This window comes from Acidisoma sp. (assembly GCF_965199065.1).
Taxonomy (GTDB): domain Bacteria; phylum Pseudomonadota; class Alphaproteobacteria; order Acetobacterales; family Acetobacteraceae; genus Acidisoma.
In genome coordinates this window covers 91751-113089 of record NZ_CBDAQN010000001.1, presented here as the reverse complement: position 1 = coordinate 113089, position 21339 = coordinate 91751, and the positions used below count along the sequence as shown (strand labels likewise).

Genomic DNA, 21339 nt, shown 5'->3' with positions numbered 1-21339 from the left:
CAGCGACCCGGCATCGTGGAGCCGCCGTCAGGCGGCGCGGGAAAGGATCATCGCGTCCGCCGCCTGCCGGGCAGCCGCGTCGAAGGCGATGATGCTCTCGAGATCTTCGGCCGGCGGGGAGCCAAGACGATCGAGCACCGCCTCGACGGTGCCAACAATATCAAGGAAGCCGATCCGGCGGGCCAGAAAAGCCGCCACGGCGATCTCGTTCGCCGCATTCATGATTGCGGGCGCCGCGCCCCCTGAGGCCAAGACCTCGCGCGCAACACGGAGCGCCGGAAACCGCACCATGTCCGGCGGACTGAACTCGAGCTTCGCCAGGCTGGTAAGGTCCAGGCGTTTCGCACTCGTTGTCAGCCGATCGGGCCAGCCGAGCGCGTGGGCGACGGGTATATGCATGTCGGGCGCTCCCATTTGCGCCAGCATACTCCCGTCCGAGTAACAAACGATGCCGTGGACGACCGATTGCGGGTGGATCAGTACCTCCACCGCTTCGCTGGGCAGGCCGAACAGCCGCGCAGCCTCGATGACCTCCAGCCCCTTGTTCATCATTGTGGCGGAGTCGATGCTGATCTTTGCGCCCATCGACCAGACGGGATGGCGCAGCGCCGCCTCGGGCGTGATCGTGGTCATAAGTTCACGGCTCGTCTGCCTGAAGGGACCACCCGACGCGGTCAGGATGATGCGTTCGACAGCGCTCCGATTATGCGTTTCCAGACACTGGAAGATCGCGTTGTGCTCGGAATCGACCGGCAGAAGGCACGCTCCCGCCGCTGCCACGGCGTCCATCATGATGTCGCCGGCTGAAACGAGAACCTCTTTGTTCGCGAAGGCGATGGCGCCGCCACGGCGGATAGCGGCGAGCGTCGGATGCAAACCTGCCATGCCCATGATCGACGCCATCGTCCAGTCGGCTGGCATCGCCGCTGCTTCGCGCACGGCATCGACGCCGGCAGCGGAGCGGATACCTGTTCCCGCGAGCGCCGAGCGTAGTGCGGCAAGCCCGTCTTGATCATGGATGACGGCGATCTCGGCCCGGCAGCGCTTCGCCTGCTCCGCGAGCAGCGCCACATTGCGCCCTCCAACCAGAGCCCGGACCCGGTACCGTTCAGGTTCAGCGAGGATGAGATCAAGCGTCTGGGTGCCGACGCTCCCGGTGCTCCCCAGGATACTGATTGTTTTCATTGCCAAAGCAACATTCCTCCCCCCGTCGCGACTGCTACCACTGCGGCGGTCGGCGCTGCCGTTAGCATGCCGTCCAGCCGGTCGAGCAGACCGCCATGACCGGGGATCGAGCGGCCCGAATCCTTGACCCCGAACTGACGCTTGAGCCAGCTTTCCAGCAAATCGCCGATCTGGGAAGCCATCCCGAGGACGACGGCGATCGTCACGCAATGCGCCAACGGCAGGCGGCCTCCTGCCCAGACAGCGACACCCGACCCTACGAGGCCCGCGGCGACCAGGCCCCCGATGGCGCCCGACCAGGTCTTGCCCGGCGATATAGCCGGCGCGAGCTTCGGCCCGCCAACCAGGCGACCAACGAGATAAGCGCCGATATCGCTGGCCCATATCACGAGCACGAGGAACAGCATGTCCCAGCGACCGACGAGGTGGACGTGTCTCAGCCGCACGAGTGCGACCGCCGCGGGCGCCAGATAAGCAAATCCGGCGGCGAGCCATGCGGCACGGCGATCATGGCCGAACAGCCACCAGCCGATGATGGCGAGGCAACCGGCGAGGATCAGCGCCCAGGCGCCCCCCACGAGAAACGCCGCAAGCGGGACGACTGCCATGCCGAAGGGCAGGAGAATGAACGGCCACGCCAGTGAACGGGTTCGGCACATGCCGGCCCACTCAGCCGCACAGCCGGCGGCACCGATCGCGATGAGAACCGCCCATGGCCCCTTGCCGAGCCAGAGGCACGCAAGGGCCAACGGCGCCAGCAAGACGGCGGAGCCCACGCGCTTGCGAAGGTCGCCCCACCGAGCTGATCTAGCGGGGGTCGCCTGTACTCCTGGCTCGCTCATCGAAGCGGGCAGACGCCCCGCAGCCTCGCGAGGTTCAGGCGGCGGCGCTCCACCCGGAGGAGGTTCAGCCGACGCAGGCACCATAGCGGCGCTCCCGCCGACCATACTCCGCCAGAGCAGCCGCAAGGTTCTCAGCGCCGAAATCCGGCCAGAGCACATCCAGGAACACGAGTTCGGCATACGCGCATTGCCAAAGCAGAAAGTTCGACAGACGCTGCTCGCCGCTCGTGCGGATCAGGAGGTCCGGATCGGGCATGGTTGCGGTAGACAGAAAACGGGCGAACCCGGCTTCGTCCATAGCCTCCACATCGAGGGATCCATTCTGCGCCGCGCGGGCCGCCGCTTGAGCCGCCGCCAGGATTTCGCCGCGTCCGCCATAGGAGAGCGCCACGGTGAGGTTCAATCGCCGATTGCCGGCGGTTTGCCGCTCGGCCTTCTCGAACTCGGCGCGTAGTTCTGGCGAGAAACGCATGCGATCGCCGATGACGCGAAAGCACACTCCGTTCGCCGCCAGTTCGGCCAGTTCGCTCCGGAGATATTGGCGCAACAGGCTGGTCAGCTCGATCACCTCGCCGGCCGGCCGCCGCCAGTTCTCGCTACTGAAGGCAAAGAGCGTCAGCCACTCGACACCGTGGTCGATGGCGGCCTCGATGCAGCGGCGAACGGCCTTCGCTCCGGCACGATGCCCAGCGACCCGCGGCAGTCCACGTGCCTTCGCCCATCTACCGTTGCCATCCATGATCAGCGCCACGTGGCGCGGGATGCCAGAGCCGCCAGAGGTCTTCGTGCGCGCCTCTTCGGCACCCAGAAGTAAGGCGGCCCTGTCAGAGGCCACAGCGCTGTTCATCGATGCCCAATCTCATACCTGGCGGATTTCGCGCTCTTTCTCGGCCGACACCTCATCGATCCTCTTGACGAAGGAATCGGTAAGCTTCTGTACATCGGTCGACCAGTCCTCAGCCTCGTCCTTGCTGATCTCGCTCTTTTTCTCAAGGGCCTTGATCTGCTCCATCCCATCCCGGCGCACGCCGCGAACGGCGATCCGGGCGTTTTCCGCGTAGCGGCTGGCGGCCTTGGCGAGTTCGGCACGCCGCTCGGCCGTCAGCTGCGGGATTGGCACGCGCACGATCTGCCCATCCGCCCCGGGGTTGAGGCCAAGCCCGGAGTCACGTATCGCGGCAACGACCGCATTGACCAGACTGCGGTCCCAGACCTGGACCGTAATCATCCGCGCTTCAGGCACCGCGATGGTGCCGACCTGCGTGAGCGGGGTGACGGTTCCGTAGGCCTCGACGCGCACCGGCTCAAGCAATGCGGGGCTGGCGCGGCCGGTCCTCAGGCCACTGTGATCCTTGCGCAACGTCTCGAGCGCGCCGTCCATCCGGCGGGTCAGATCCTGCTTCAGAGCGTTCAAGTCAGCGGGCACGGGCCCCTCCTGCATCAAGCGTCGCGTATGATCGTATAGGCGCCTTCACCACGCATCGCGGACGCGAAAGCCCCTTGGCGATGAAGGTTGAAGACCAGGATCGGCAGCTGGCTCTCCCGCGCCAGACTGATGGCGGCCGCGTCCATCACGGCCAGATCCTGCGACAGAACTTCCAGGTAGGTCAGCGTCTCGTATCGTATCGCCTCCGCAACCTTATGCGGATCCGCAGAATAGACGCCATCCACCTGGGTGCCTTTGAGCAGCGCCTCGCAACCCATCTCGGCAGCGCGCAGCGCGGCGGCGGTGTCAGTCGTGAAGAACGGGTTGCCGGTCCCCGCCGCGAAGATGACGATGCGCCCCTTCTCCATGTGGCGCTGGGCGCGACGCCGGATGTACGGCTCGCAGAGGCTCGCCATCGGGATCGCGGATTGCACGCGTGTCGGCAGGCCCGCCAGTTCGAGGGCGCTCTGCATCGCCAGAGCGTTCATGACGGTCGCCAGCATGCCCATGTAATCGGCTTGCGCGCGGTCCATTCCGGCCGCCGCCCCGCGCACGCCGCGGAAGATGTTGCCGCCGCCGATGACGACGCAGACCTCGACCCCCATCGCGACGACAGAGCCGATGTCCTGGGCGATCTGCTTGACCGTCCCTGAATCGAGGCCGTACTGAGACTGTCCCATCAGCGCTTCACCCGAGAGCTTCAGGAGCACGCGCTTATAGAGTGGCTGACCGTCCATTGTGTCCTTGGGGTCTGTCGCAGGCTGCCTGGGAGTAGGCCATTCCAAAGTGGGGTTTTTTAAGGCGGTCGCACCCTAGAGGTAGGGACCCCCGGCCACAAGTATAGGCCTAGCCCCAGCGCTCGAGAGCAATCCGGCGCCCGTCACTTCTCAGGTTCGGGCGGCTTCACACCTGCAGTCGCTGCCACTTCCGCGGCAAAGTCCGAGGCCTGCTTCTCGATGCCCTCGCCCAGCTGGAAGCGGTCGAAACCGATCAGATTGGCTCCGGATTTAGACACCACAGCGCGCACGCGGCTCTCGCCGTCATGCACCCAGACCTGCTCCAGCAAGACCACTTCCTCGTAGTATTTGCGGATACGCCCTTCGACCATCTTCGCGATGATGGCCTCGTTCTTCCCCGAAGCGCGGGCCTGCTCACTCAGAACTTCCCTCTCCCGCGCCAGCGCCGCAGGATCGACGGCATCGACCTCGAGCGCCTCGGGCCGCGTCGCCGCGACATGCATGCCCACCTGCCGGCCAAGCATTTCCAGCCCATCGAGCTCGCTCGGCGCTTCCAGCGCGACCAGCACGCCAATTTGCCCGAGGCCGGGCTTCAGCACTTTGTGCACGTATGTCGCTACTACGCCGCTCTTTACTCGCAACACGCGCACTCGGCGGATATTCATGTTCTCCCCGATGGTCGCGACCATCTGGGTCAGCTGTTCGGCCACGCTGTGCTGTGTGCCCGGGAACGTCGCCGCCTTGATCGCCTCGACATCCTCGCCGGTCTCCAGCGCGATCCGCGCGACGGTCTCGACGAACTCCTGGAAGGTCTCGTTGCGGGCGACGAAGTCGGTCTCGGCGTTGACCTCGACCATGGCGGCGATCTGTGGCGCGCTCGCGACACCGATCAGACCCTCAGCGGCAACCCGGCCCGACTTCTTGGCGGCGGCCGACAGACCCTTCTTACGCAGCCAGTCGATCGCCGCATCCAGATCGCCGTCCGTGGCGATCAGCGCCTTCTTGCAGTCCATCATGCCGGCGCCGCTCTTCTCGCGCAGGTCCTTCACCAACGCGGCTGTGATCTCGGCCATCATCGATCTCCGTGCGGTTAGGGTGGTCTCACCGCTGGTGAAACCACCGTCAGTCTTAGTCTGGCGAGCTTCTGTCAGCCCGAACGTGTGACCTCGATGCCCCGGCCTCGAAGGCCAGGACCTCGAGGTCAGAGGCGGAAGCTCAGGCCCTGGAGGTCCAGGCCTTGAAACGTCAAGCCTCGACGGCCTCCTCCGTGCGCTCCTCGGCTGCTGCCGGGGCCGGGGCCGGCGGCGGCGGCGCTACGGCAGCCGGCAACTCCTCGGCAGCGCCGATATCGCGGCCCGAGGCCGCCATCTCGGCGCTGATGCCGTCGAGCACGGCGCCCGAAACCAGCTCGCAATACATCATGATTGCGCGGATGGCATCGTCGTTGCCGGGGATCGGGTAGGTCACGCCCGCAGGATCGGAATTGCTGTCGAGAACCGCCACCACCGGAATGCCGAGCTTGTTGGCCTCCTGAACGGCGAGCTTCTCCTTGTTCGTGTCAATGATGAACAGGATGTCCGGCAGACCGCCCATTTCCTTGATGCCGCCGAGAGCCCGCTCGAGCTTCTCCTGGTCGCGCGTGATCTCCAGCACCTCTTTCTTGGTCAGGCCCTGGGTTTCGCCGGCCACGAGTTCCTCGATCTGGCGCAGGCGCTTGATGCTGGCCGTGATCGTCTTCCAGTTGGTCAGCATGCCGCCGAGCCAGCGGTGGTTGACGTAATACTGGCCGCAGCGGCGAGCGGAGTCGGCCACATGATCGGCGGCAGCGCGCTTGGTGCCGACAAACAGCACACGGCCGCCGTTCGCCGTCGTATCGCGGATGGCGCGGAGCGCACGATCCAGCATCGGCACGGTCTGCTGCAGGTCTATGATATGGACCTGGTTGCGGATGCCGAAGAGATACGGCGCCATGGCCGGGTTCCAGCGGCGGGTGTGGTGGCCGAAATGGACGCCGGCTTCCAGCAGCTGGCGCAGAGTGAATTCGGGCATCGCCATCGGCGTGCTCCTTTCCTGTTCGTCCGGTTGATCCTCCGCGGGGCCGAGCCTCTAAGGCACCGGACCCGGGCCGATATACGGCTGGGAAAGGCGCCCCGCGTGCGAATTACCGCCTGTCCATCACTGGACAGGCAGCGGCGCTGCTATCGCGCATCAACTGCGCCATTGCAAGCGGAAGCGCCTCTCGCGGTTGCTCATCAGCCATACGATCGCGAGACGAGGAAAATTTTGCTTCTCCTGTTCGAATGGAGCTTGTCGCAACCACAACCTGCCCAACCCCCGTCCGAAAGTTATAGGGACAGCACTTTACGCTCATCGGAATGTGTAGCCCTAACCCTAAGAAACCGGCTAACGCGTTCCCACGGTTGAGATTGCGTGGATTTCGAGGAAGGGATGAGCGTAGCGATGCAGCAACCAAGTTCGTGCCAAGGCTGCAAAGGCGGCCAGACGGCCCTTGATTTCACGATGGCGCTCCAGCCGATCGTCGATCTCGAGATGAGAACCGTAGTGGCTCATGAAGCGCTTGTGCGAGGTTTGGCCGGCGAATCCGCGCGTCACGTCATGGCGGAGATCAACAAGGACAACCTCTATGCCTTTGATCAGGCCTGCCGCACCCGGGCGATCGGGCTCGCCAGTCGTCTCGGTCTGCTGACCCGCCTGAACATCAACTTCCTGCCGAACGCGGTATACGAGCCCGTGGCCTGCATCCGGGCGACACTTGCCGCTGCCGCGAGCGCCGGTTTCCCCCCGACGCAACTCACTTTCGAAGTCGTGGAGAGCGAAGACCTCGCGGATGCCGGCCACCTCCGCAAAATCATCGAGACCTACCGGCGCATCGGCTTTCGCATTGCACTTGATGACTTCGGCAGCGGCTACTCTGGGCTGGCGCGCCTGGCCGACCTCCGGCCGGACAGCATCAAGGTCGACCGGTCCCTGGTGGAGGACTGCGATCACGACCTGACCCGGCGCGCGATCCTGGGCAACATTCTCAACCTTGGGCGGGATATCGGCGTCGATGTCATACTCGAGGGCGTCGAGCGGATCGGAGAGGTCGAGGCCCTGCGGTCTATCGGCGGACGCTTCATGCAGGGATTCTACTTCGGCCGGCCCGCTTTCGAGGCGATGGTGTCCGGAAACGATATCCAGTGGCCGGCCATGGCGGAAGGGTTGACGGCTGCCGCCGCCGGTTGAGTTTGCCCACCCGGTGACCACTTCACTCTCATGGCACAACGGCAATCCCCTCTCCGGCTCAGCGTTCTCGATCAGGCGCCCATCGCTTCCGGGGGTTCCGGCGGTCAGGCGTTGCGGCAGGTCGTGGATCTTGCCCGGCACGCCGAGGCCGCCGGCTTCCACCGTTACTGGATAGCCGAGCACCACGCGACGCCAGGACTGGCATCGGCCAGCCCGGAGGTTCTCATCGGTGCGGTCGGCATGGCGACCACCTCCATCAGACTGGGGACCGGCGGGATCATGCTGCCGCATTACAGTCCGCTGAAGGTCGCCGAGACTTTCAGCATGTTGAGCGGCCTGTTTCCGGGACGCATCGACCTTGGTCTGGGGCGCGCGCCGGGCACCGATGGGCGAACCGCCTATGCTCTGCAGCGGGACCGCCGCGACCGCGCACCCGACGACTTCCCTCAGCAACTGGCGGAGCTGATCGCCCACCTCGACGATACAATGCCGGCCGATCATCCCTTCGCACTTCTCGGCAAGACGTTGCCCGGACGCCCGGAAGCGCCCGAGCCCTGGCTACTCGGCACCTCCCCCGACAGCGCCGCCTGGGCGGCTGAACTCGGCATGCCCTACTGCATTGCCGACTTCATCAACCCGCAGGGTCCGCCCCTCGCCGCTCAATACCGGCAGTCGTTCCGCACGCACCCCCACCGCACGATCAGGCAGCCGACGGTGATGGCCGCGGTATGGTCGATCTGCGCCGAAACCACTGCGGAGGCCGAGCGTCTTGCCTCCAGCTCCCGCATGCTTTTCCGTCTGCTTCATCGTGGGCAGTTGATCGCTGTGCCGAGCCCCGATGAGGCTCTCCGTTTTCTCGAAGCTGACGCTGCCAATCCGTCGCGCTCGCGGCGGGTCGTTCTCGGGACTCCGAGCGCGGTCCGGACGGAACTCGAGGCCATCGCCGACGATTACGGCGCCGACGAGATCATGGTCGTGAACATCCTTCACGATCATCAGGCAAGGCGCCGGTCCTACGCTCTCCTGGCGGAGGCTTTTGCGTTAGCGGCTCAGCCGCAGCTGGAGATCGCCTGATCTCAGATCATGATCGCGGACGTGTCGAAGCCATTGGGGAACACTCCGCGCGGCTTGATCATGTCGTATGGTCCGCGGGCCAGAAAGCGTGCCGAGCCGGGTTCCGCCGTAACCACATCGTCACGCATCACGACTTGACCCCGCGCGATCGTCGCCACAGGCCAGCCGGTCACGTCGAGCCCCTCGTAAGGGGTGTAATCGATCGCGTGCTGCATGAGGCTGTTGGTAATCGTCACCTTTTTTGCAGGATCCCACAGCACCAGGTCGGCGTCGGCGCCGGGCGCGATTGTGCCCTTCCTTGGATAGAGGCCGAACAGCTTGGCAGGATTGGTAGCCGTCAGGCGGACGAAGGCCTGTAGATCGATCCTGCCCTTCGAGACTCCTTCGCTGAAGACGATCGGGAGCCGCGCGGCGAGGCCCGGGACGCCGTTCGGTATCTGGGTGAACGGCACGTCGGTGCCGAAGCGGCGCTTGCCGATGCCCTCCTTCGAAAAGCTGTGACCGCTGTGGTCCGAGGAGATGACGTCGATGGTCCCCGCCCGGATGGCCTCCCAGAGGCCCTCGGTTTCGGCTTTGCCACGGGGCGCCGGGCTGCACATGAACTTGGCGCCCTCGAACCCCGGCCGGTCCATATCGGCGGCCTGTAGCACCAGATATTGCGGGCAGGTCTCGCCCCAGACCTTCAGCCCCCGCGCCTGGGCGCGCGCGATCTCCTCGGCCGGTCCCGGTCCAGAGACATGAAATATCTGGATCGGCTGGTCGATGAGTTCGGCAAGCGCGATGGCGCGATGCGTCGCCTCGCGTTCGACGACGGTCGGGCGTCCCCAGGGATGATATTTTGGCGCCGTCATCCCGGCCTTGACCAGCGCCTCCGTTAGCCAGCCGATGGCATCGTAATTTTCGGCATGGACGGTGACGAGGGCCCCGGCCCGTCGCGCCGCCGCCAGCACGCGCAGATATTGCCGGTCGTTCACCCGGACATCGTCATAGGTCAGGAAAACCTTGAGGCTGCGGACACCCGAAGCCACTACTTCGGGCACATCCTCGGCGATGACCGCGTCAAACGGGTCGTTGATGATCTGGTGGAAGCTGTAGTCGACCATGCCGAGCGCCGCGCGGCGATGATACTCCGCCAATACCGGCCCGAGCCGCTGTCCCTTGAACTGGGCCGCGAAGGTTATGACGCTGGTGGTGCCGCCCGCGAAGCAGGCGGCTGAGGCGATCTCGAAGGTGTCCTCATACGAAGTCCCGTCGGGCTCCAACTGCTCGATGTGGCAGTGCGTGTCGATGCCGCCCGGCATTACCAGCAGGCCCCCGGCATCGATCACCTGCGCCCCGCTCGTGTCCAGGTCCTGCCCGATCGCGGCGACGGTCCCGCCCCATATGCCGACATCGGCGCGCACCGCATCGGCGCCGGTGACGACGACGCCGCCGCGAACCACTTGATCGAAATCGGACACTGCATCCCCCAAAGACCGGACGAGATGTCACTGCACCCCAGTTCGTGCCCGCCCGCAAGCGGCGGCGGCACGGGGTCGATCACTCAGTGGCTGAAGCCGCGTTGATTGGTCGGGGGGGAGCCCTGCGGGATGTATTGCGGGTGCCCTTCGCCGCCGGGGCTGCCGCCTCCCGGTGGTGGACGATACCCGCCGCCGCCGGGACCGCCGCCGCCCGGTGGTGGACGATACCCGCCGCCGCCGGGACCGCCGCCGCCCGGTGGTGGACGATACCCGCCGCCGCCGGGTCCACCTCCTCCTTGGGGGGGCGGCCGGAAGCCACCCGGCTCGCCATTTCCGCCACCGGGGGGATGACCGTTCCAGCCGCCGCCAGGGGGCGGCCGATACCCGCCGTTCCAGCCACCCGGGGGCGGATGGTCATGATAACCGCCGCCGTATCCGCCTCCATCCCCATAGGAGCCGCCGATGATCACCGGAACAGGGGCGTAGCTTGGTGCATAGGCGGGTGCATAGGCAGGTCCGGCATCCGGCGCCGCATAACCGTAGCCGGGGGACCCGGACGGGTAATAGCAGCCGCTGAGCAAAGCCGCCGCTCCGCATGCCGCCGTGAGACGCATCAGCCGTCCGATGACATCCACCATGAAACTCCCCTCGCCTCGGCCAGTAGCAGCCGCAGCCTTCCCTTGCCCTCAACTAGGGCGTTTTCATGCTATTACCGAGATGTTCGTATGGCGGCTCGATCCGGCTGGCGGCCGGCCTGCCATCACATTCCGGGGAGCCATCGATCTGCCACGAGCAGCCGATAGTTTCCGCCGCAAATCGGACTCAGGGTTGCCCGAAGCCGAACTACGGACGTCTTCCAATAAGGCAAGAACATCATGAGCCTGCGAGTAAAATGGTCGCTTCTTCCGGCGGTCGCCGCCGGTGTGACGCTTGCTGCCAATGGCGCTGCGTTCAGCGTGGCGGCGGTTGCACAGACCCCGCCGCCCCCCGCGCCGCCGGGTGCCGCTCCTGGCGTGGCCACAACGGCCGATCCGCCGGCTCGCGTCGGCTGGCTCTCCAACCTCTCGGGCTCCGTTTCGTTTCATAGTGCGAGCCAGGACCAGTGGGTCACCGCGACCCCGAACTACCCTGTCGCCACCGGCGACGCCGTCTGGACGCAGCCGCAGGCGGCAGCCTCGGTGATGGTCGATTCCACGCGTCTTGCCCTGTCTGGCGGCACCGAACTGACGGCACAGGAGATCGACCAGTCCACGATCGCCGCCGTCCTCTCGCAGGGCGAAGTCTTTCTCGACGTGGCGGCCCTCCAACAGGGCCAGAGCGTCGTCATCGCAACGCCGCGCGGCACGGCGCAGATCACCGGCAATGGTGAATACGAGATCTACGCCGGTGACAGTGGCACGCCGACCTACGTCACCGCAGTCGTGGGCTCGATCCAGTTCACCGGGCTCGGCGCCGCTGCGCCGCAGGCGGTCGGCGCGCAGCAGACGCTGATCGTGCAGGGAACCAATCCGGTTCAGGCCCAGCTCGGGGCGATGCAGCAGGACCAGTTCCTGACCGCCATGCTGCAGCAGATCACGCCGCCGCCGCCACCTTCCGCCGCGCAGGCACCGGCAGCTTGTGCGCAGATGACCGGCGCCGCTGTCTTGAGCAATTACGGCACCTGGCAGCCGCAGCCGAGCGTCGGCACGGTGTGGTTCCCGCAGGTTGCATCGACCTGGGTGCCGTATCGCGAAGGCCGCTGGGTCTACGTGCAGCCATGGGGCTGGACGTGGGTCGATAACGCCCCCTGGGGTTTCGCACCGTTTCATTACGGACGATGGTCGCAGTTCGGCGGACGCTGGGGCTGGGTGCCCGAACCCGTAGCGTCTGAAGGCTATGGCTACGGCGGGGCAGATCAACCCGTCTATGCCCCGGCGCTGGTGAGCTTCCTGGGGGCCGCCGCTGGCGCTTTTACCGCCGCCGCGTTCGCCTCCGGCGCGATCGGCTGGGCGCCGCTCGGCGTCCACGAACCCTATTATCCGCCGTATCAGGTGTCGCCACGCTATTTTGGCGCCTACAACCGGGCCTACGTTCCCGACTACAACACGTTCTACCGGAACAACGTCACCGTCCAGGACAACCGGGTGAGCTACCGGAACGTGACGATCAACAACTATGGGGGCGCTGGTCAGCCGGCCGGGCAAGCCTTCAACCGGCAGGGCGCGACCTTTGTTCCGCGGGACGCCATGCTCGGGTCGCGACCGATTGCGGAGGTCGCGCGCGCCTTGCCTGCCAATGCGACCGCGCAGCCATTCCGGCCCAACGGCGCCATCGGGGCCGAAGGTCTGCCGCGTCCGACGGCAGGCACCTGGGGCGTGACGCCCGCGCTCGCTCAACGAGAGCATCTGGCGGCAGCGCCCGCCGGTGCGGCGCCGCGCGCCTTCGCCCAGGGACCGGCCATTCACGCTGTCCCGGCGGCAGCCGCAGGGCGCGTCGCGGCGCCGTCGCTGGTGCCGCACGCAGCCGTCGCGCCGAATTTCAGAGGCGGCGTTGCCGGCGCGCGGCTTCCTGCCGAGGCTGTGCGTCCAGGCACTCCGGCGACCGGAGCACGACCCGAAGCGGCAACGGCGCGGACCTTGCCGCCGCTCGCCGCACCGGGCGCGCATGGCGAGGCGGCGCATCCCCAGTTCACGCCGGCAGCACCGAACGCCGCGCGCATTGTTCAGCCTGGCGCGGCGGCGCGCACTGATGTCGCTCCAGGCCAGCCACGTGCTGCACAACCGGGAGCGGCTGGAGCACGGGTGGAAACGCCTCATCCAGCAGCGGCTCGTCCTGCCGAGGCGCCACGGGTATCGGCGCCTGCCGCTGCAGCGCCGAGGGCCGAAGCACCTCGCGTCCCGGCACCCCGTGTTGCGGTGCCCGCAGTCGCGGCCCCCCGTGTGGAAGCGCCACGGGTCCAGGCTCCCCGCGTGGAAGCACCCCGTGTGGAAGCGCCACGGGTCCAGGCTCCCCGCTTGGAAGCACCCCGTGTTGAAGCGCCACGGGTCCAGGCTCCCCGCTTGGAAGCACCCCGTGTGGAAGCGCCTCGGGTCCAGGCTCCCCGTGTGGAAGCGCCTCGCGGGGGCGCACCTCAGGGCGAGGTCCGGCCGCCGCACAAATAACAAGCGGCCGCAATCACATAGGCGGGGAGTTCGCGATACACGAAACTGTACCAAGCCAGCGGCTGGCCTCCGTCCCGGGCGCACTATATCGTTCCCTCAGGCAGGACCCTTCAGGAGACATGCATGCAACTCGGTATGATCGGCTTAGGTCGGATGGGCGGCAACATCGCTCGCCGGCTGATGAACAACGGTCATGAGGTGGCGGTTTACGACGTGAACCCGGCGAGCGTCGACGCGCTGGCCGCGGAACATGCGGTCCCGACGCACTCTCTGGAGGGGCTGACCCAAGCGCTGACCGCCCCACGCGCGGTCTGGGTCATGCTGCCCGCAGGTCACATCACGGAGAGCACGATCGAGACGCTGGCCGGCATCCTCGAGTCCGGCGACACCATCATCGACGGCGGCAACTCCTTCTATAAAGACGATATCCGTCGCGCGAAGGCCCTTCTCGAGAAGGGCATCCACTATGTCGATGTCGGCACGTCGGGCGGAGTCTGGGGCGTCGAGCGTGGCTACTGCATGATGATCGGCGGCGAGAAGGCCGTCGTCGATCATCTCGACCCGATCTTTGCGACCCTCGCGCCCGGCCTCGGCACCATCGAGCGCACCCCGAAGTTCGGCGGCGATAGCCGCGCCGAGCACGGCTATATCCATGCCGGGCCTCCGGGCGCCGGACATTTCGTGAAGATGGTCCATAACGGCATCGAGTACGGCCTCATGCAGGCTTATGCGGAAGGGTTCGACATTCTGCGCGGAAAAAAGTCGGAGAGCCTCCCGGAGGACGAGCGCTTCACCCTCGACCTCGCCGACACCGCCGAGGTCTGGCGTCGCGGCAGCGTCATCTCGTCCTGGCTTCTCGATCTTACCGCGATGGCGCTGGCCGAGAGCCCGGAACTCGAGGAATTCACCGGCAAGGTCGACGACTCTGGCGAGGGCCGCTGGACCATCAACGCCGCCATCGAGGAAGCCGTGCCGGCCGAGGTGTTGACGGCCGCACTATTCGCGCGCTTCCGGTCTCGCATCGATCACAGCTTCGGCGACAAGCTGCTCTCCGCCATGCGTAACAAATTCGGCGGCCATATCGAGGGCCACAGCACGGCGCCGGTGGTCAACGGATGAACACGAGCAGCGCCTCCTCCAAACAGCCGCCAGTCGCGCCTCCTTGCGCCATGGTGATCTTCGGCGCGGGTGGCGACCTGACGAAGCGCCTGGTCATGCCCGCGCTCTACAACCTCTCCTGCTCCGACCTGCTGCCGAAGAACTTCGCTCTCGTGGGCGTCGATCTCGTGCAGCAGGACGTATCGCACTGGCAGCAGGGCCTGCATGAGTTCCTGCTCTCGACGATCAAGAAGGGCGGCGAAGGCAGCGAGCCGGGCGAGGTTCTGAACGAGGCCGCCTGGAACCATCTCGCCGGCAGCATGAGCTACCTGTCGGGCGATCTCTCCAGTGACGACCTGTTCGAGCAGCTCGCCACTCATCTGTCGGCGCTCAACAGCCAAAAGGGCCTTGGCGGCAACGTGCTGTTCTACCTCGCCGTCGCCGAGCGGTTCTTCGGTCCCACGGTCGAGCACCTCGGCCGCGCCGGGCTGACGGTCGAGGAAGGCGAGTCCTGGCGGCGGGTGGTGATCGAGAAGCCTTTCGGCCACGATCTCACCTCCGCCATCGCGCTCGACAAGCAGGTGCTGTCGGTTCTGCGGGAAGAGCAGGTCTACCGGATCGATCATTTTCTGGGCAAGGAGACGGTGCAGAACATCATGGCGCTGCGCTTCGCCAATGGGTTGTTCGAGCCGATCTGGAACCGCGACCGCATCGACCATGTGCAGATCACCGTCGCCGAGACGGTCGGCGTCGAGCGCCGTGGCAAGTTCTACGAAGGCACGGGCGCCTTGCGGGACATGGTTCCGAACCACGTCTTCCAGCTTCTGGCGATGACCGCGATGGAGCCGCCGTCTGCCTTCGATGCGGATGCGATCCGCGCCAAGAAGGCCGAGGTCTTCACCTCGATGCACGCGCTCACGCCTGAAGATGCGGTGCGCGGCCAGTACGCGGGCGGCACGATCGCCGGGCAGCACGTCACCGACTATCGCGACGAGCCCGACGTTTCCCCGACCAGCGCCACCGAGACCTACGTCGCGATGCGGCTGATGATCGACAATTGGCGGTGGGCTGGCGTTCCGTTCTATCTGCGGACCGGCAAGCGCATGACGAAGCGCAAGACCGAGATCGCCATCCGGTTCAAGCAGGCGCCCTTCGCCATGTTCCGCGATACGCGTGTGGATGCCCTCGGCGAGAACTGGCTGATCATGTCTATTCAGCCTGAAGAAGGCATGAAGCTTCGCTTCAACGCCAAGAAGCCGGGGCCGATGCTGACGTTCGAGCATGTCGCCATGAGCTTCAATTACGATGACTGGTTCAAGCAGGCCCCTGCCACCGGCTACGAGACGCTGATCTTCGACTGCTTCATCGGTGATGCCACACTGTTTCAGCGCGCGGATCAGCTCGAAGCCGCCTGGAAGGTTGTTCAACCGGTTGTGGACAACTGGGCCCGGCACGACGCATCATTTCCGAACTATGCAGCTGGGTCTTCGGGTCCCGAGGAAGCAAACGAGCTGCTGGAGCGGGAGGGACGAGCTTGGCTGCCGATCTAAACCATGCCGACGCGGAATCGTCTGAGATCGGCGTCACTTCGCCGGTCCGCAATATACTGACGGTCGATATCGGCGGCACCGGGGTCAAGGCCTCGGTCATCGACCGCAACGGGACGATGATTGCCGACAAGGTTCGCGTGAACACGCCGCACCCCTCCCCGCCCGGGGTGCTGGTTGAAACGATCGCCACGCTCGTGAAGCCGCTCCCGCAGTTCGACCGGATCGCCATCGGCTTTCCTGGAGCGGTGCGTGGCAACGTCATTCTGACGGCGCCGCATCTAGGCGAGGATATTTGGCACGGGGTCAATTTCGCCGCCCTCATCTCCCAGCGTCTCGGCGGCGTCCCCACAAAGATCGTCAACGACGCGGAGATGCAGGGCCTCGCGGTCATCAAGGGGCGCGGCCTGGAGTTCATCCTGACGCTCGGCACAGGTTGCGGCACCGGCATCTTCTACGATGGGCAGCTTGCCCCGCATCTCGAGTTATCAACTCATCCGATCCACAAGAAATACACCTACGACACCTATGTCGGGAACGAGGTGCTGCTGAAGATCGGTAAGAAGCGCTGGAACAAGCGGGTTCAGCGGGTGATCGATGCGCTACAGGCGCTGACGCATTATGACCACCTCTACATTGGCGGCGGCAATTCCAAGCACGTCTCCATCGACCTGCCCAACACCATCACCCTCGTCTCCAACGAGGCGGGTATAGACGGCGGCGCTGCTCTGTGGTCCCAGAACCAGCCGCCGCATCCTGAGTATGACATTCGTTGAGCGAACCTAGGAGACGAGGCGCAGCCTGCGACGGCGTGCCTCGGGCTCCTCGCGCGGCAGGTCCAGCGGCAATGTGGGCGCCGGCTCGGCGGCCGGCGCGCCATGAGCCACAGCAATCTCTTCAGGGTCGGGGATCGTGCGGCCAAGGTGCGCGACCGCGAGGTGGCGGAAGACGTAATCGATGATGGACGTGGCCGATCCCACGGCGGGGTCGCCCTCCACCATGCCAGCCGTTCCGAAGCGGGTGCCCGCGAAAGCCTCGACAAACGGCTCGAGGGGCACACCATGCTGCAGGCCGATGCTTACCGCCGTCGCAAAGGCATCCATCAGCCCACGGAAGGCGGGCGCCTCCTTCTGCAGGGTGATGCCAATTTCACCGAGTTTGCCATCGGCATATTCCGCCGTCCGCAGATACAGGCGGTGGTTGCCGATCGAGGCCTTCTGCATCGTCCCGCTGCGGCGTGTCGGCAGGTCGACGGCAACCGCGACGGGGGGAGACACCAGAGCGGCCGCCTCTTCGTCCGGCTGCACCAGCTGAGGGAGCTGCCGGAGCGGAGGTGTCGGAATAACTGCGCCGACGACCACATCCATGGCCGCATGCGCCTCCGGCGACGCCACCGGAAAAGCCAATTCGCCACGCAACATAGCGGCCAGGGCCGCATCCGGTGAGAGATCGCGAGCGGCCAGAAGCTGTCTGGTGGCCCGTGTCAGTCCACCCTCCGGAGCGGTTCGGGAAAAAGCCGGAGCCAATCCGGTCGTCTCGACCCCGAGGAGCGCCTCGGCCGCATCGCAATCCGACAGCGCCGCCACGCTTTCATGAGCAAGGCTCGGAAGCGCCGCGGCTTCCTCGAAGGCCGTACGCGCCGCGGCTGCGAGGCCCGGCGACAGAGCATGATCATGAGCGCCTGCGGTTCCGGGCGCGAAAGTCCAGCTTGCGGGGCGAAAGCTCCGGCCAGTGATGTCCGACAGCCGCGCCGATGTGCTTTCCGCCCGACCGCGCAAAAGCGCCGCGATGCGGCCGGCGATCGTACGCGCCGCATGGCTGTCGTAGTCGAGACCAAGGCCGGCGAGCAGCCCGTCGAGATCGGCGAAGCCCAGCGCGAGGCGCCGCGCATCCGGCCGCAGCACTGTCAGCGCCACGGTCGCGATGTCGACCGCGTCCCGGAAGCCGTCGCAGTCGAAACCGAGGCCAGGCTCCAGAAAGGCAGGAAGGTTGAAGACGAAGCGTGGCGCGTCCTGACGTGGAAGCTTGTCCTTCTCCCAGATCGTCTGTCCCGGCACCCCTCGCCGGCGGATGAGAAGATCGTGAAGAGCCGCCGAGAAGGAGGCCTTCGTGAAGAGACCCGCCTCCTCGGCCCGAAGCGCCGCCGGGGTTATCCAGCCGGCGGCCAATCCGGGCAAAGCGATCATTCGGCATCCATGAGCCATTCCGGCGATCGCGGCGGCGGCCGTATCGCCCCAACTTGCCGGCAGCTGCACGCGCGTCGGCCAAGCGTCGGGGTCGCCCGCCGCCTCGACCCATCGCAGCCGCACCCCATGCCAGGCCTTGCTCGTTTTCATGACGCGCAGGCTACCTCATCGCTGTCAGAAAGAAAACATCATCTGGGGCCAAAGCTCCCTCAGACACACAATTTCTAGCGCCAACTTGTTGAAGGTGCCAGCCAGCGCCAGCGATGGACCATCCAGCGCCCTTCGCCTATATGGAGGTCATGAACCTCGCGAAGATTGGCTATATCGGCACCTCGCTGTTTACCCGCCTCCGGGGCAGGGCGGTGGGGATGGATGCGTTCGGCAACCGTTACTTCGAAGAGAAGTCCGTGGTGCGCGGTCGGCGGACCCGGCGGTGGGTCATCTACGCGGGCGCCATAGAAGGCTCGTCGGTGCCGCCTGAGTGGCACGCCTGGCTGCACTACACCGTGGATGCGCCCTTATCGGATGCGAATCGCCTGCCCTGGCAGAAGCCGCATCTGCCCAACCGAACCGGAACCGCCTTCAGCTATCGGCCAGCGGGCCATGATTACAGCGGGGGCCGTCGCCGCCGCGCTACAGGCGATTACGACGCCTGGTCACCGGGCGAGTAGGCCGGTTATGGCGCGGCGTAACGTCGCCGAGGTGCTTGCTGGCCTCCTGGTTCTGCTCGTCGCCGCCGGCTTTCTGGCTTATGCGCTGGCAACCTCCGGCGCCGCCGGTGTCCCCGGATATCGCCTGAGCGCGGAGTTCGATCGCATCGACGGGCTGACCGTCGGCTCGGATGTCCGCATGGCCGGCGTCAAGGTCGGCTCGGTAGCCACCACGTCGATTGATCCCAAAACCTATCTCGCCAACGTCGGCTTCACGGTTCAGAAGAACATCCAGCTGCCGACCGACAGCAGCGCCACGATCGCCAGCCAGAGTTTGCTGGGGGGCGATTATCTGTCCCTCGTGCCCGGCGGCAGCGAGCAGATGATCCCGCCCGGCGGCCGCGTGACCATCACCCAGGGTTCCGTCAGCCTTGAGGATTTGCTCGGCAAGTTCATCTTCAGCGTGACCGATCTCGTCTCGTCGCTGCCGAAATCCGGGCAGAAGCCGAGTTCGGGCGCAGGCTCACCGCCGTGACCGCCACCGCGGATTTGACGTCAGCGGCCGATCCGGGAGCCGATCACTGGCCCCGGCCGGATGGATCGCCGGTCGATTGCCGCGAGAAGGTGCGCGTGCTGCGGGAGAACCACGGCGAATTGGCGCAGACGCTGCGGGATTGCTTCGATGACGCCGTTCTCATGGGCGTCGATCCTGAGGCGATGCGCGATCTTCTCCACCGCATGGTGAGTGCGCTTCGCGATCCCCGGAGCGGTGGCCTCGATCTAAAATGACCGGCGGAACACGCGCCTTCGCGGCCCTGGCGCTGGGGGCGTTGTCTCTGGCAACGGCCGTCGCCCATCCACCTGCCGCGCAGGCGCAGGCTGACGGCTCGTCGTCAACGCAGATCCAGGATCAGTCTCTGCCCCCGCCGCCGGGCACCAATGAAAATACCGTTTTGGGTCCAGGGGTCTCCGGGCCTGCCGCCGGCAATCCCGCGGCACCGCCCGCGCCCGAAGCGCCTTCCGTCGCTCCGGCGCCTTCCGTGGCGGCGCCGTCTCAGTGGCTCCCGCAAAAGCAGGCACAGCTGACAGTGCTCGACAAGATCTACGGGAGTGCGACCCGGGTATCCGCCACGGTCGGCGCGCCTTTCGCCGTGCGCTTCCTGACGGTGACGGTCCTCGCCTGCTGGACCCGGCCGCCGGACTTACCGCCCGATACGGCCGCTTTTCTGCAGGTCACAGACTCGCACGCGGCGCCGGGCTCACCGCCCGAGTTTCGCGGCTGGATCTTCAAGGCTGAGCCGGCTTTATCGGGGATGAACGACCCCGTGACCGATATTTCGCTCAACGGATGCGGTTAGAGATCGCCCGTTCACGCGATAGTGTTTCACAAAAATAATCGTCCCCCTGGTCGAAGGCCTAGGTCGGCCTGTCTGAAAGACGCAAAAGTCGAGATTTATCCTCGCATCCTAAGCCAAAAGTGCTAGCCGGTGCTCTTGTGGCTTTTTTGTCACGGTGTGACGGAAACGCTTCGGAAAGGCTGGGAAACCTTGAAGAAGATGGTAGATTTAAGCTCACCGAACAGCAGGCAACGCCTCCGCGCGACCGCCCGGGCTGAATGGTATGCGTCGGTCAAAGAGGAGAAACAGAATGAAGCTCCGCAGCGCGCTACTCGCGGCGACTGTGTTGGCGGTCCCGGCTATCGCCCTTCCCACCCTGGCGAAGGCTCAGCCAATCACCGGTCTGTATGTCGGCGCTGGGGCCGGCTACGACTACCAGACAAACCAGAAGCTTGACTATGCTCCCGGTGGGCTCGGCGGCAGCCGTGCCTTCTATAAGGGCAGCGTCTCCGGATCGGGTAGCATTGGCTACGGTCTCGGCAATGGTCTGCGTTTCGAGCTCGAGGGCATCTACCTTCGCGCTCAGAACAAGGAGCTGAAGCCCGGCTATATCGATCCCAAGTACTCCTTCCATGGCTACGACCAGAAGTATGGTGGGTTCGGCAACGTCCTTTATGACATCGACGTTGGTCTTCCCTACTTCTACCCCTATGTCGGTGCTGGCGCTGGCTACCTCTGGACCGACATCCCCGACGGAGCCGTGACCCAGGCTGGCGTAGATCGCATCAGCGGCAAGTCCGGCAGCTTCGCCTACCAGGGCATCGCCGGCTTCTCGATCCCGATCCCGCCGGCTCCCGGCCTCTCGTTGACGGCCGAGTACCACTACATCGGCACGACGAACAAGGAGAAGTTCGCCGGCTCGTACGAAGGGCGGCCTTCCAGCTTCACCTTCGGGCAGGGCACCAACCAGACCGTCCTGATCGGCCTCCGCTACGCCTTCAACACCCCGTCGCCGCCGCCGCCGCCGCCCGCTCCCGTCATGGCTCCGGCTCCGGCTCCGGCCCGCACCTACCTGGTCTTCTTCGACTGGGATCATTACAACCTGACGCCGCGCGCCAAGGAGATCATTGCCGAGGCTGCGGATAACTCGACCCACGTCCAGTACACGCAGATCGAGGTCAACGGCTACACGGATACGTCCGGCACGCCGTCCTACAACCTCGGCCTGTCGATCCGCCGTGCGAAGAGCGTTCAGGCTCAGCTGATCGCCGATGGCGTTCCCGCCAGCGCGATCTCGATTGCCGGCTACGGCGAAACCCACCTCCTGGTCCCCACGGGCCCGGGCGTGCGCGAGCCTCAGAACCGCCGCGTCGAAATCATCATCAAGTAAGTTTCCCCCTCGGGAGACTAC

21 protein-coding genes are annotated in these 21339 nt (G+C 65.7%); 11 read left to right on the top strand and 10 right to left on the bottom strand.

Annotated features, from left to right (window positions below; genetic code table 11):
• Positions 1–27 precede the first annotated feature (27 nt).
• The 7 genes from ACOEQ1_RS00565 to rpsB all read right to left on the bottom strand — a co-directional run bounded on the left by ACOEQ1_RS00565 (position 28) and on the right by rpsB (position 6245).
• Positions 28–1185 (bottom strand): 1-deoxy-D-xylulose-5-phosphate reductoisomerase, encoded by a 1158-nt coding sequence (locus ACOEQ1_RS00565; protein ID WP_419757296.1) that lies wholly within the window; start codon positions 1183–1185, stop codon positions 28–30.
• A complete protein-coding gene (locus tag ACOEQ1_RS00560) occupies positions 1182–2027 on the bottom strand; it encodes a phosphatidate cytidylyltransferase (RefSeq protein WP_419757295.1) in 846 nt (281 codons plus the stop codon). The genes ACOEQ1_RS00565 and ACOEQ1_RS00560 overlap by 4 nt, the downstream gene beginning before the upstream one ends.
• Positions 2028–2091: 64 nt before the next feature.
• Positions 2092–2874: a polyprenyl diphosphate synthase gene (uppS, locus tag ACOEQ1_RS00555; protein WP_419757294.1), complete on the bottom strand. Its 783-nt coding sequence runs from the start codon at positions 2872–2874 to the stop codon at positions 2092–2094.
• A 12-nt stretch (positions 2875–2886) separates the two neighbouring features.
• Positions 2887–3468 carry a ribosome recycling factor gene (gene frr, locus ACOEQ1_RS00550; RefSeq protein WP_419757293.1) on the bottom strand — a complete coding sequence of 194 codons (582 nt, stop codon included), beginning with the start codon at positions 3466–3468 and terminating at the stop codon, positions 2887–2889.
• Positions 3468–4190 (bottom strand): UMP kinase, encoded by a 723-nt coding sequence (pyrH, locus tag ACOEQ1_RS00545; RefSeq protein WP_419757292.1) that lies wholly within the window; start codon positions 4188–4190, stop codon positions 3468–3470. The genes frr and pyrH overlap by 1 nt, the downstream gene beginning before the upstream one ends.
• 143 nt (positions 4191–4333) lie before the next feature.
• Positions 4334–5263 carry a translation elongation factor Ts gene (gene tsf / locus ACOEQ1_RS00540; protein ID WP_419757291.1) on the bottom strand — a complete coding sequence of 310 codons (930 nt, stop codon included), beginning with the start codon at positions 5261–5263 and terminating at the stop codon, positions 4334–4336.
• Between the two features lie 172 nt (positions 5264–5435).
• A complete protein-coding gene (gene rpsB, locus ACOEQ1_RS00535; RefSeq protein ID WP_419757290.1) occupies positions 5436–6245 on the bottom strand; it encodes a 30S ribosomal protein S2 in 810 nt (269 codons plus the stop codon).
• Positions 6246–6638: 393 nt separating this feature from the next.
• On the opposite strand from rpsB, the gene ACOEQ1_RS00530 reads away from it, so the two are divergent.
• Together ACOEQ1_RS00530 and ACOEQ1_RS00525 are read left to right on the top strand one after the other, a co-directional pair.
• A complete protein-coding gene (locus ACOEQ1_RS00530) occupies positions 6639–7436 on the top strand; it encodes an EAL domain-containing protein (protein WP_419757289.1) in 798 nt (265 codons plus the stop codon).
• A gap of 30 nt (positions 7437–7466) precedes the next feature.
• A complete protein-coding gene (locus ACOEQ1_RS00525) occupies positions 7467–8510 on the top strand; it encodes an LLM class flavin-dependent oxidoreductase (protein WP_419757288.1) in 1044 nt (347 codons plus the stop codon).
• 2 nt (positions 8511–8512) lie between these two features.
• Here ACOEQ1_RS00525 and hydA read toward each other — a convergent pair whose 3' ends face one another.
• Positions 8513–9970, bottom strand: a complete 1458-nt coding sequence (gene hydA / locus ACOEQ1_RS00520; RefSeq protein ID WP_419757287.1) for a dihydropyrimidinase — start codon at positions 9968–9970, stop codon at positions 8513–8515.
• Positions 9971–10053: 83 nt separating this feature from the next.
• Positions 10054–10608 carry a hypothetical protein gene (locus ACOEQ1_RS00515; RefSeq protein ID WP_419757286.1) on the bottom strand — a complete coding sequence of 185 codons (555 nt, stop codon included), beginning with the start codon at positions 10606–10608 and terminating at the stop codon, positions 10054–10056.
• Between the two features lie 237 nt (positions 10609–10845).
• Here ACOEQ1_RS00515 and ACOEQ1_RS00510 point away from each other — a divergent pair, with 237 nt between their 5' ends.
• The 4 genes from ACOEQ1_RS00510 (at position 10846) to ACOEQ1_RS00495 (ending at position 16531) form a co-directional block, all read left to right on the top strand.
• Complete coding sequence (locus ACOEQ1_RS00510; RefSeq protein WP_419757285.1) at positions 10846–13110, top strand: DUF6600 domain-containing protein; 2265 nt, start codon at positions 10846–10848, stop codon at positions 13108–13110.
• A 123-nt stretch (positions 13111–13233) separates the two neighbouring features.
• Positions 13234–14229, top strand: a complete 996-nt coding sequence (gene gnd, locus ACOEQ1_RS00505; protein ID WP_419757284.1) for a phosphogluconate dehydrogenase (NAD(+)-dependent, decarboxylating) — start codon at positions 13234–13236, stop codon at positions 14227–14229.
• Positions 14226–15758: a glucose-6-phosphate dehydrogenase gene (gene zwf, locus ACOEQ1_RS00500; RefSeq protein WP_419757283.1), complete on the top strand. Its 1533-nt coding sequence runs from the start codon at positions 14226–14228 to the stop codon at positions 15756–15758. The genes gnd and zwf overlap by 4 nt, the downstream gene beginning before the upstream one ends.
• Positions 15743–16531, top strand: coding sequence for an ROK family protein (locus ACOEQ1_RS00495; protein WP_419757282.1), 789 nt, complete (start codon positions 15743–15745; stop codon positions 16529–16531). Before zwf ends, ACOEQ1_RS00495 begins: the two co-directional genes overlap by 16 nt.
• Positions 16532–16537: 6 nt before the next feature.
• On the opposite strand, the gene ACOEQ1_RS00490 is transcribed toward ACOEQ1_RS00495, so the two are convergent.
• Positions 16538–18091, bottom strand: coding sequence for a TSCPD domain-containing protein (locus ACOEQ1_RS00490; protein ID WP_419757281.1), 1554 nt, complete (start codon positions 18089–18091; stop codon positions 16538–16540).
• Between the two features lie 113 nt (positions 18092–18204).
• On the opposite strand from ACOEQ1_RS00490, the gene ACOEQ1_RS00485 reads away from it, so the two are divergent.
• The 5 genes from ACOEQ1_RS00485 to ACOEQ1_RS00465 all read left to right on the top strand — a co-directional run bounded on the left by ACOEQ1_RS00485 (position 18205) and on the right by ACOEQ1_RS00465 (position 21318).
• The gene (locus ACOEQ1_RS00485) at positions 18205–18612 is read left to right on the top strand and encodes an NADH:ubiquinone oxidoreductase subunit NDUFA12 (RefSeq protein WP_419757280.1); all 408 of its coding nucleotides are present in this window, start codon (positions 18205–18207) and stop codon (positions 18610–18612) included.
• A 7-nt stretch (positions 18613–18619) separates the two neighbouring features.
• Positions 18620–19126 carry an outer membrane lipid asymmetry maintenance protein MlaD gene (gene mlaD / locus ACOEQ1_RS00480; protein WP_419757279.1) on the top strand — a complete coding sequence of 169 codons (507 nt, stop codon included), beginning with the start codon at positions 18620–18622 and terminating at the stop codon, positions 19124–19126.
• The gene (locus ACOEQ1_RS00475; RefSeq protein ID WP_419757278.1) at positions 19123–19380 is read left to right on the top strand and encodes a hypothetical protein; all 258 of its coding nucleotides are present in this window, start codon (positions 19123–19125) and stop codon (positions 19378–19380) included. Before mlaD ends, ACOEQ1_RS00475 begins: the two co-directional genes overlap by 4 nt.
• Positions 19377–19949: a DUF2155 domain-containing protein gene (locus ACOEQ1_RS00470; RefSeq protein ID WP_419757277.1), complete on the top strand. Its 573-nt coding sequence runs from the start codon at positions 19377–19379 to the stop codon at positions 19947–19949. The genes ACOEQ1_RS00475 and ACOEQ1_RS00470 overlap by 4 nt, the downstream gene beginning before the upstream one ends.
• 289 nt (positions 19950–20238) lie before the next feature.
• Positions 20239–21318 carry an OmpA family protein gene (locus ACOEQ1_RS00465; RefSeq protein ID WP_419757276.1) on the top strand — a complete coding sequence of 360 codons (1080 nt, stop codon included), beginning with the start codon at positions 20239–20241 and terminating at the stop codon, positions 21316–21318.
• Positions 21319–21339 lie beyond the last annotated feature (21 nt).

Coding starts and splice junctions, on each gene's coding strand:
- mlaD (WP_419757279.1), top strand. CDS start 18,620: ATGGCGCGGCGTAACGTCGCCGAGGTGCTTGCTGGCCTCCTGGTTCTG.
- pyrH (WP_419757292.1), bottom strand. CDS start 4,190: ATGGACGGTCAGCCACTCTATAAGCGCGTGCTCCTGAAGCTCTCGGGT.
- tsf (WP_419757291.1), bottom strand. CDS start 5,263: ATGGCCGAGATCACAGCCGCGTTGGTGAAGGACCTGCGCGAGAAGAGC.
- zwf (WP_419757283.1), top strand. CDS start 14,226: ATGAACACGAGCAGCGCCTCCTCCAAACAGCCGCCAGTCGCGCCTCCT.
- ACOEQ1_RS00565 (WP_419757296.1), bottom strand. CDS start 1,185: ATGAAAACAATCAGTATCCTGGGGAGCACCGGGAGCGTCGGCACCCAG.
- ACOEQ1_RS00515 (WP_419757286.1), bottom strand. CDS start 10,608: ATGGTGGATGTCATCGGACGGCTGATGCGTCTCACGGCGGCATGCGGA.
- frr (WP_419757293.1), bottom strand. CDS start 3,468: ATGCAGGAGGGGCCCGTGCCCGCTGACTTGAACGCTCTGAAGCAGGAT.
- ACOEQ1_RS00560 (WP_419757295.1), bottom strand. CDS start 2,027: ATGAGCGAGCCAGGAGTACAGGCGACCCCCGCTAGATCAGCTCGGTGG.
- ACOEQ1_RS00470 (WP_419757277.1), top strand. CDS start 19,377: ATGACCGGCGGAACACGCGCCTTCGCGGCCCTGGCGCTGGGGGCGTTG.
- ACOEQ1_RS00525 (WP_419757288.1), top strand. CDS start 7,467: ATGGCACAACGGCAATCCCCTCTCCGGCTCAGCGTTCTCGATCAGGCG.
- ACOEQ1_RS00490 (WP_419757281.1), bottom strand. CDS start 18,091: ATGAAAACGAGCAAGGCCTGGCATGGGGTGCGGCTGCGATGGGTCGAG.
- gnd (WP_419757284.1), top strand. CDS start 13,234: ATGCAACTCGGTATGATCGGCTTAGGTCGGATGGGCGGCAACATCGCT.
- ACOEQ1_RS00510 (WP_419757285.1), top strand. CDS start 10,846: ATGAGCCTGCGAGTAAAATGGTCGCTTCTTCCGGCGGTCGCCGCCGGT.
- uppS (WP_419757294.1), bottom strand. CDS start 2,874: ATGAACAGCGCTGTGGCCTCTGACAGGGCCGCCTTACTTCTGGGTGCC.
- rpsB (WP_419757290.1), bottom strand. CDS start 6,245: ATGGCGATGCCCGAATTCACTCTGCGCCAGCTGCTGGAAGCCGGCGTC.
- ACOEQ1_RS00530 (WP_419757289.1), top strand. CDS start 6,639: ATGAGCGTAGCGATGCAGCAACCAAGTTCGTGCCAAGGCTGCAAAGGC.
- ACOEQ1_RS00485 (WP_419757280.1), top strand. CDS start 18,205: ATGGACCATCCAGCGCCCTTCGCCTATATGGAGGTCATGAACCTCGCG.
- ACOEQ1_RS00465 (WP_419757276.1), top strand. CDS start 20,239: ATGAAGCTCCGCAGCGCGCTACTCGCGGCGACTGTGTTGGCGGTCCCG.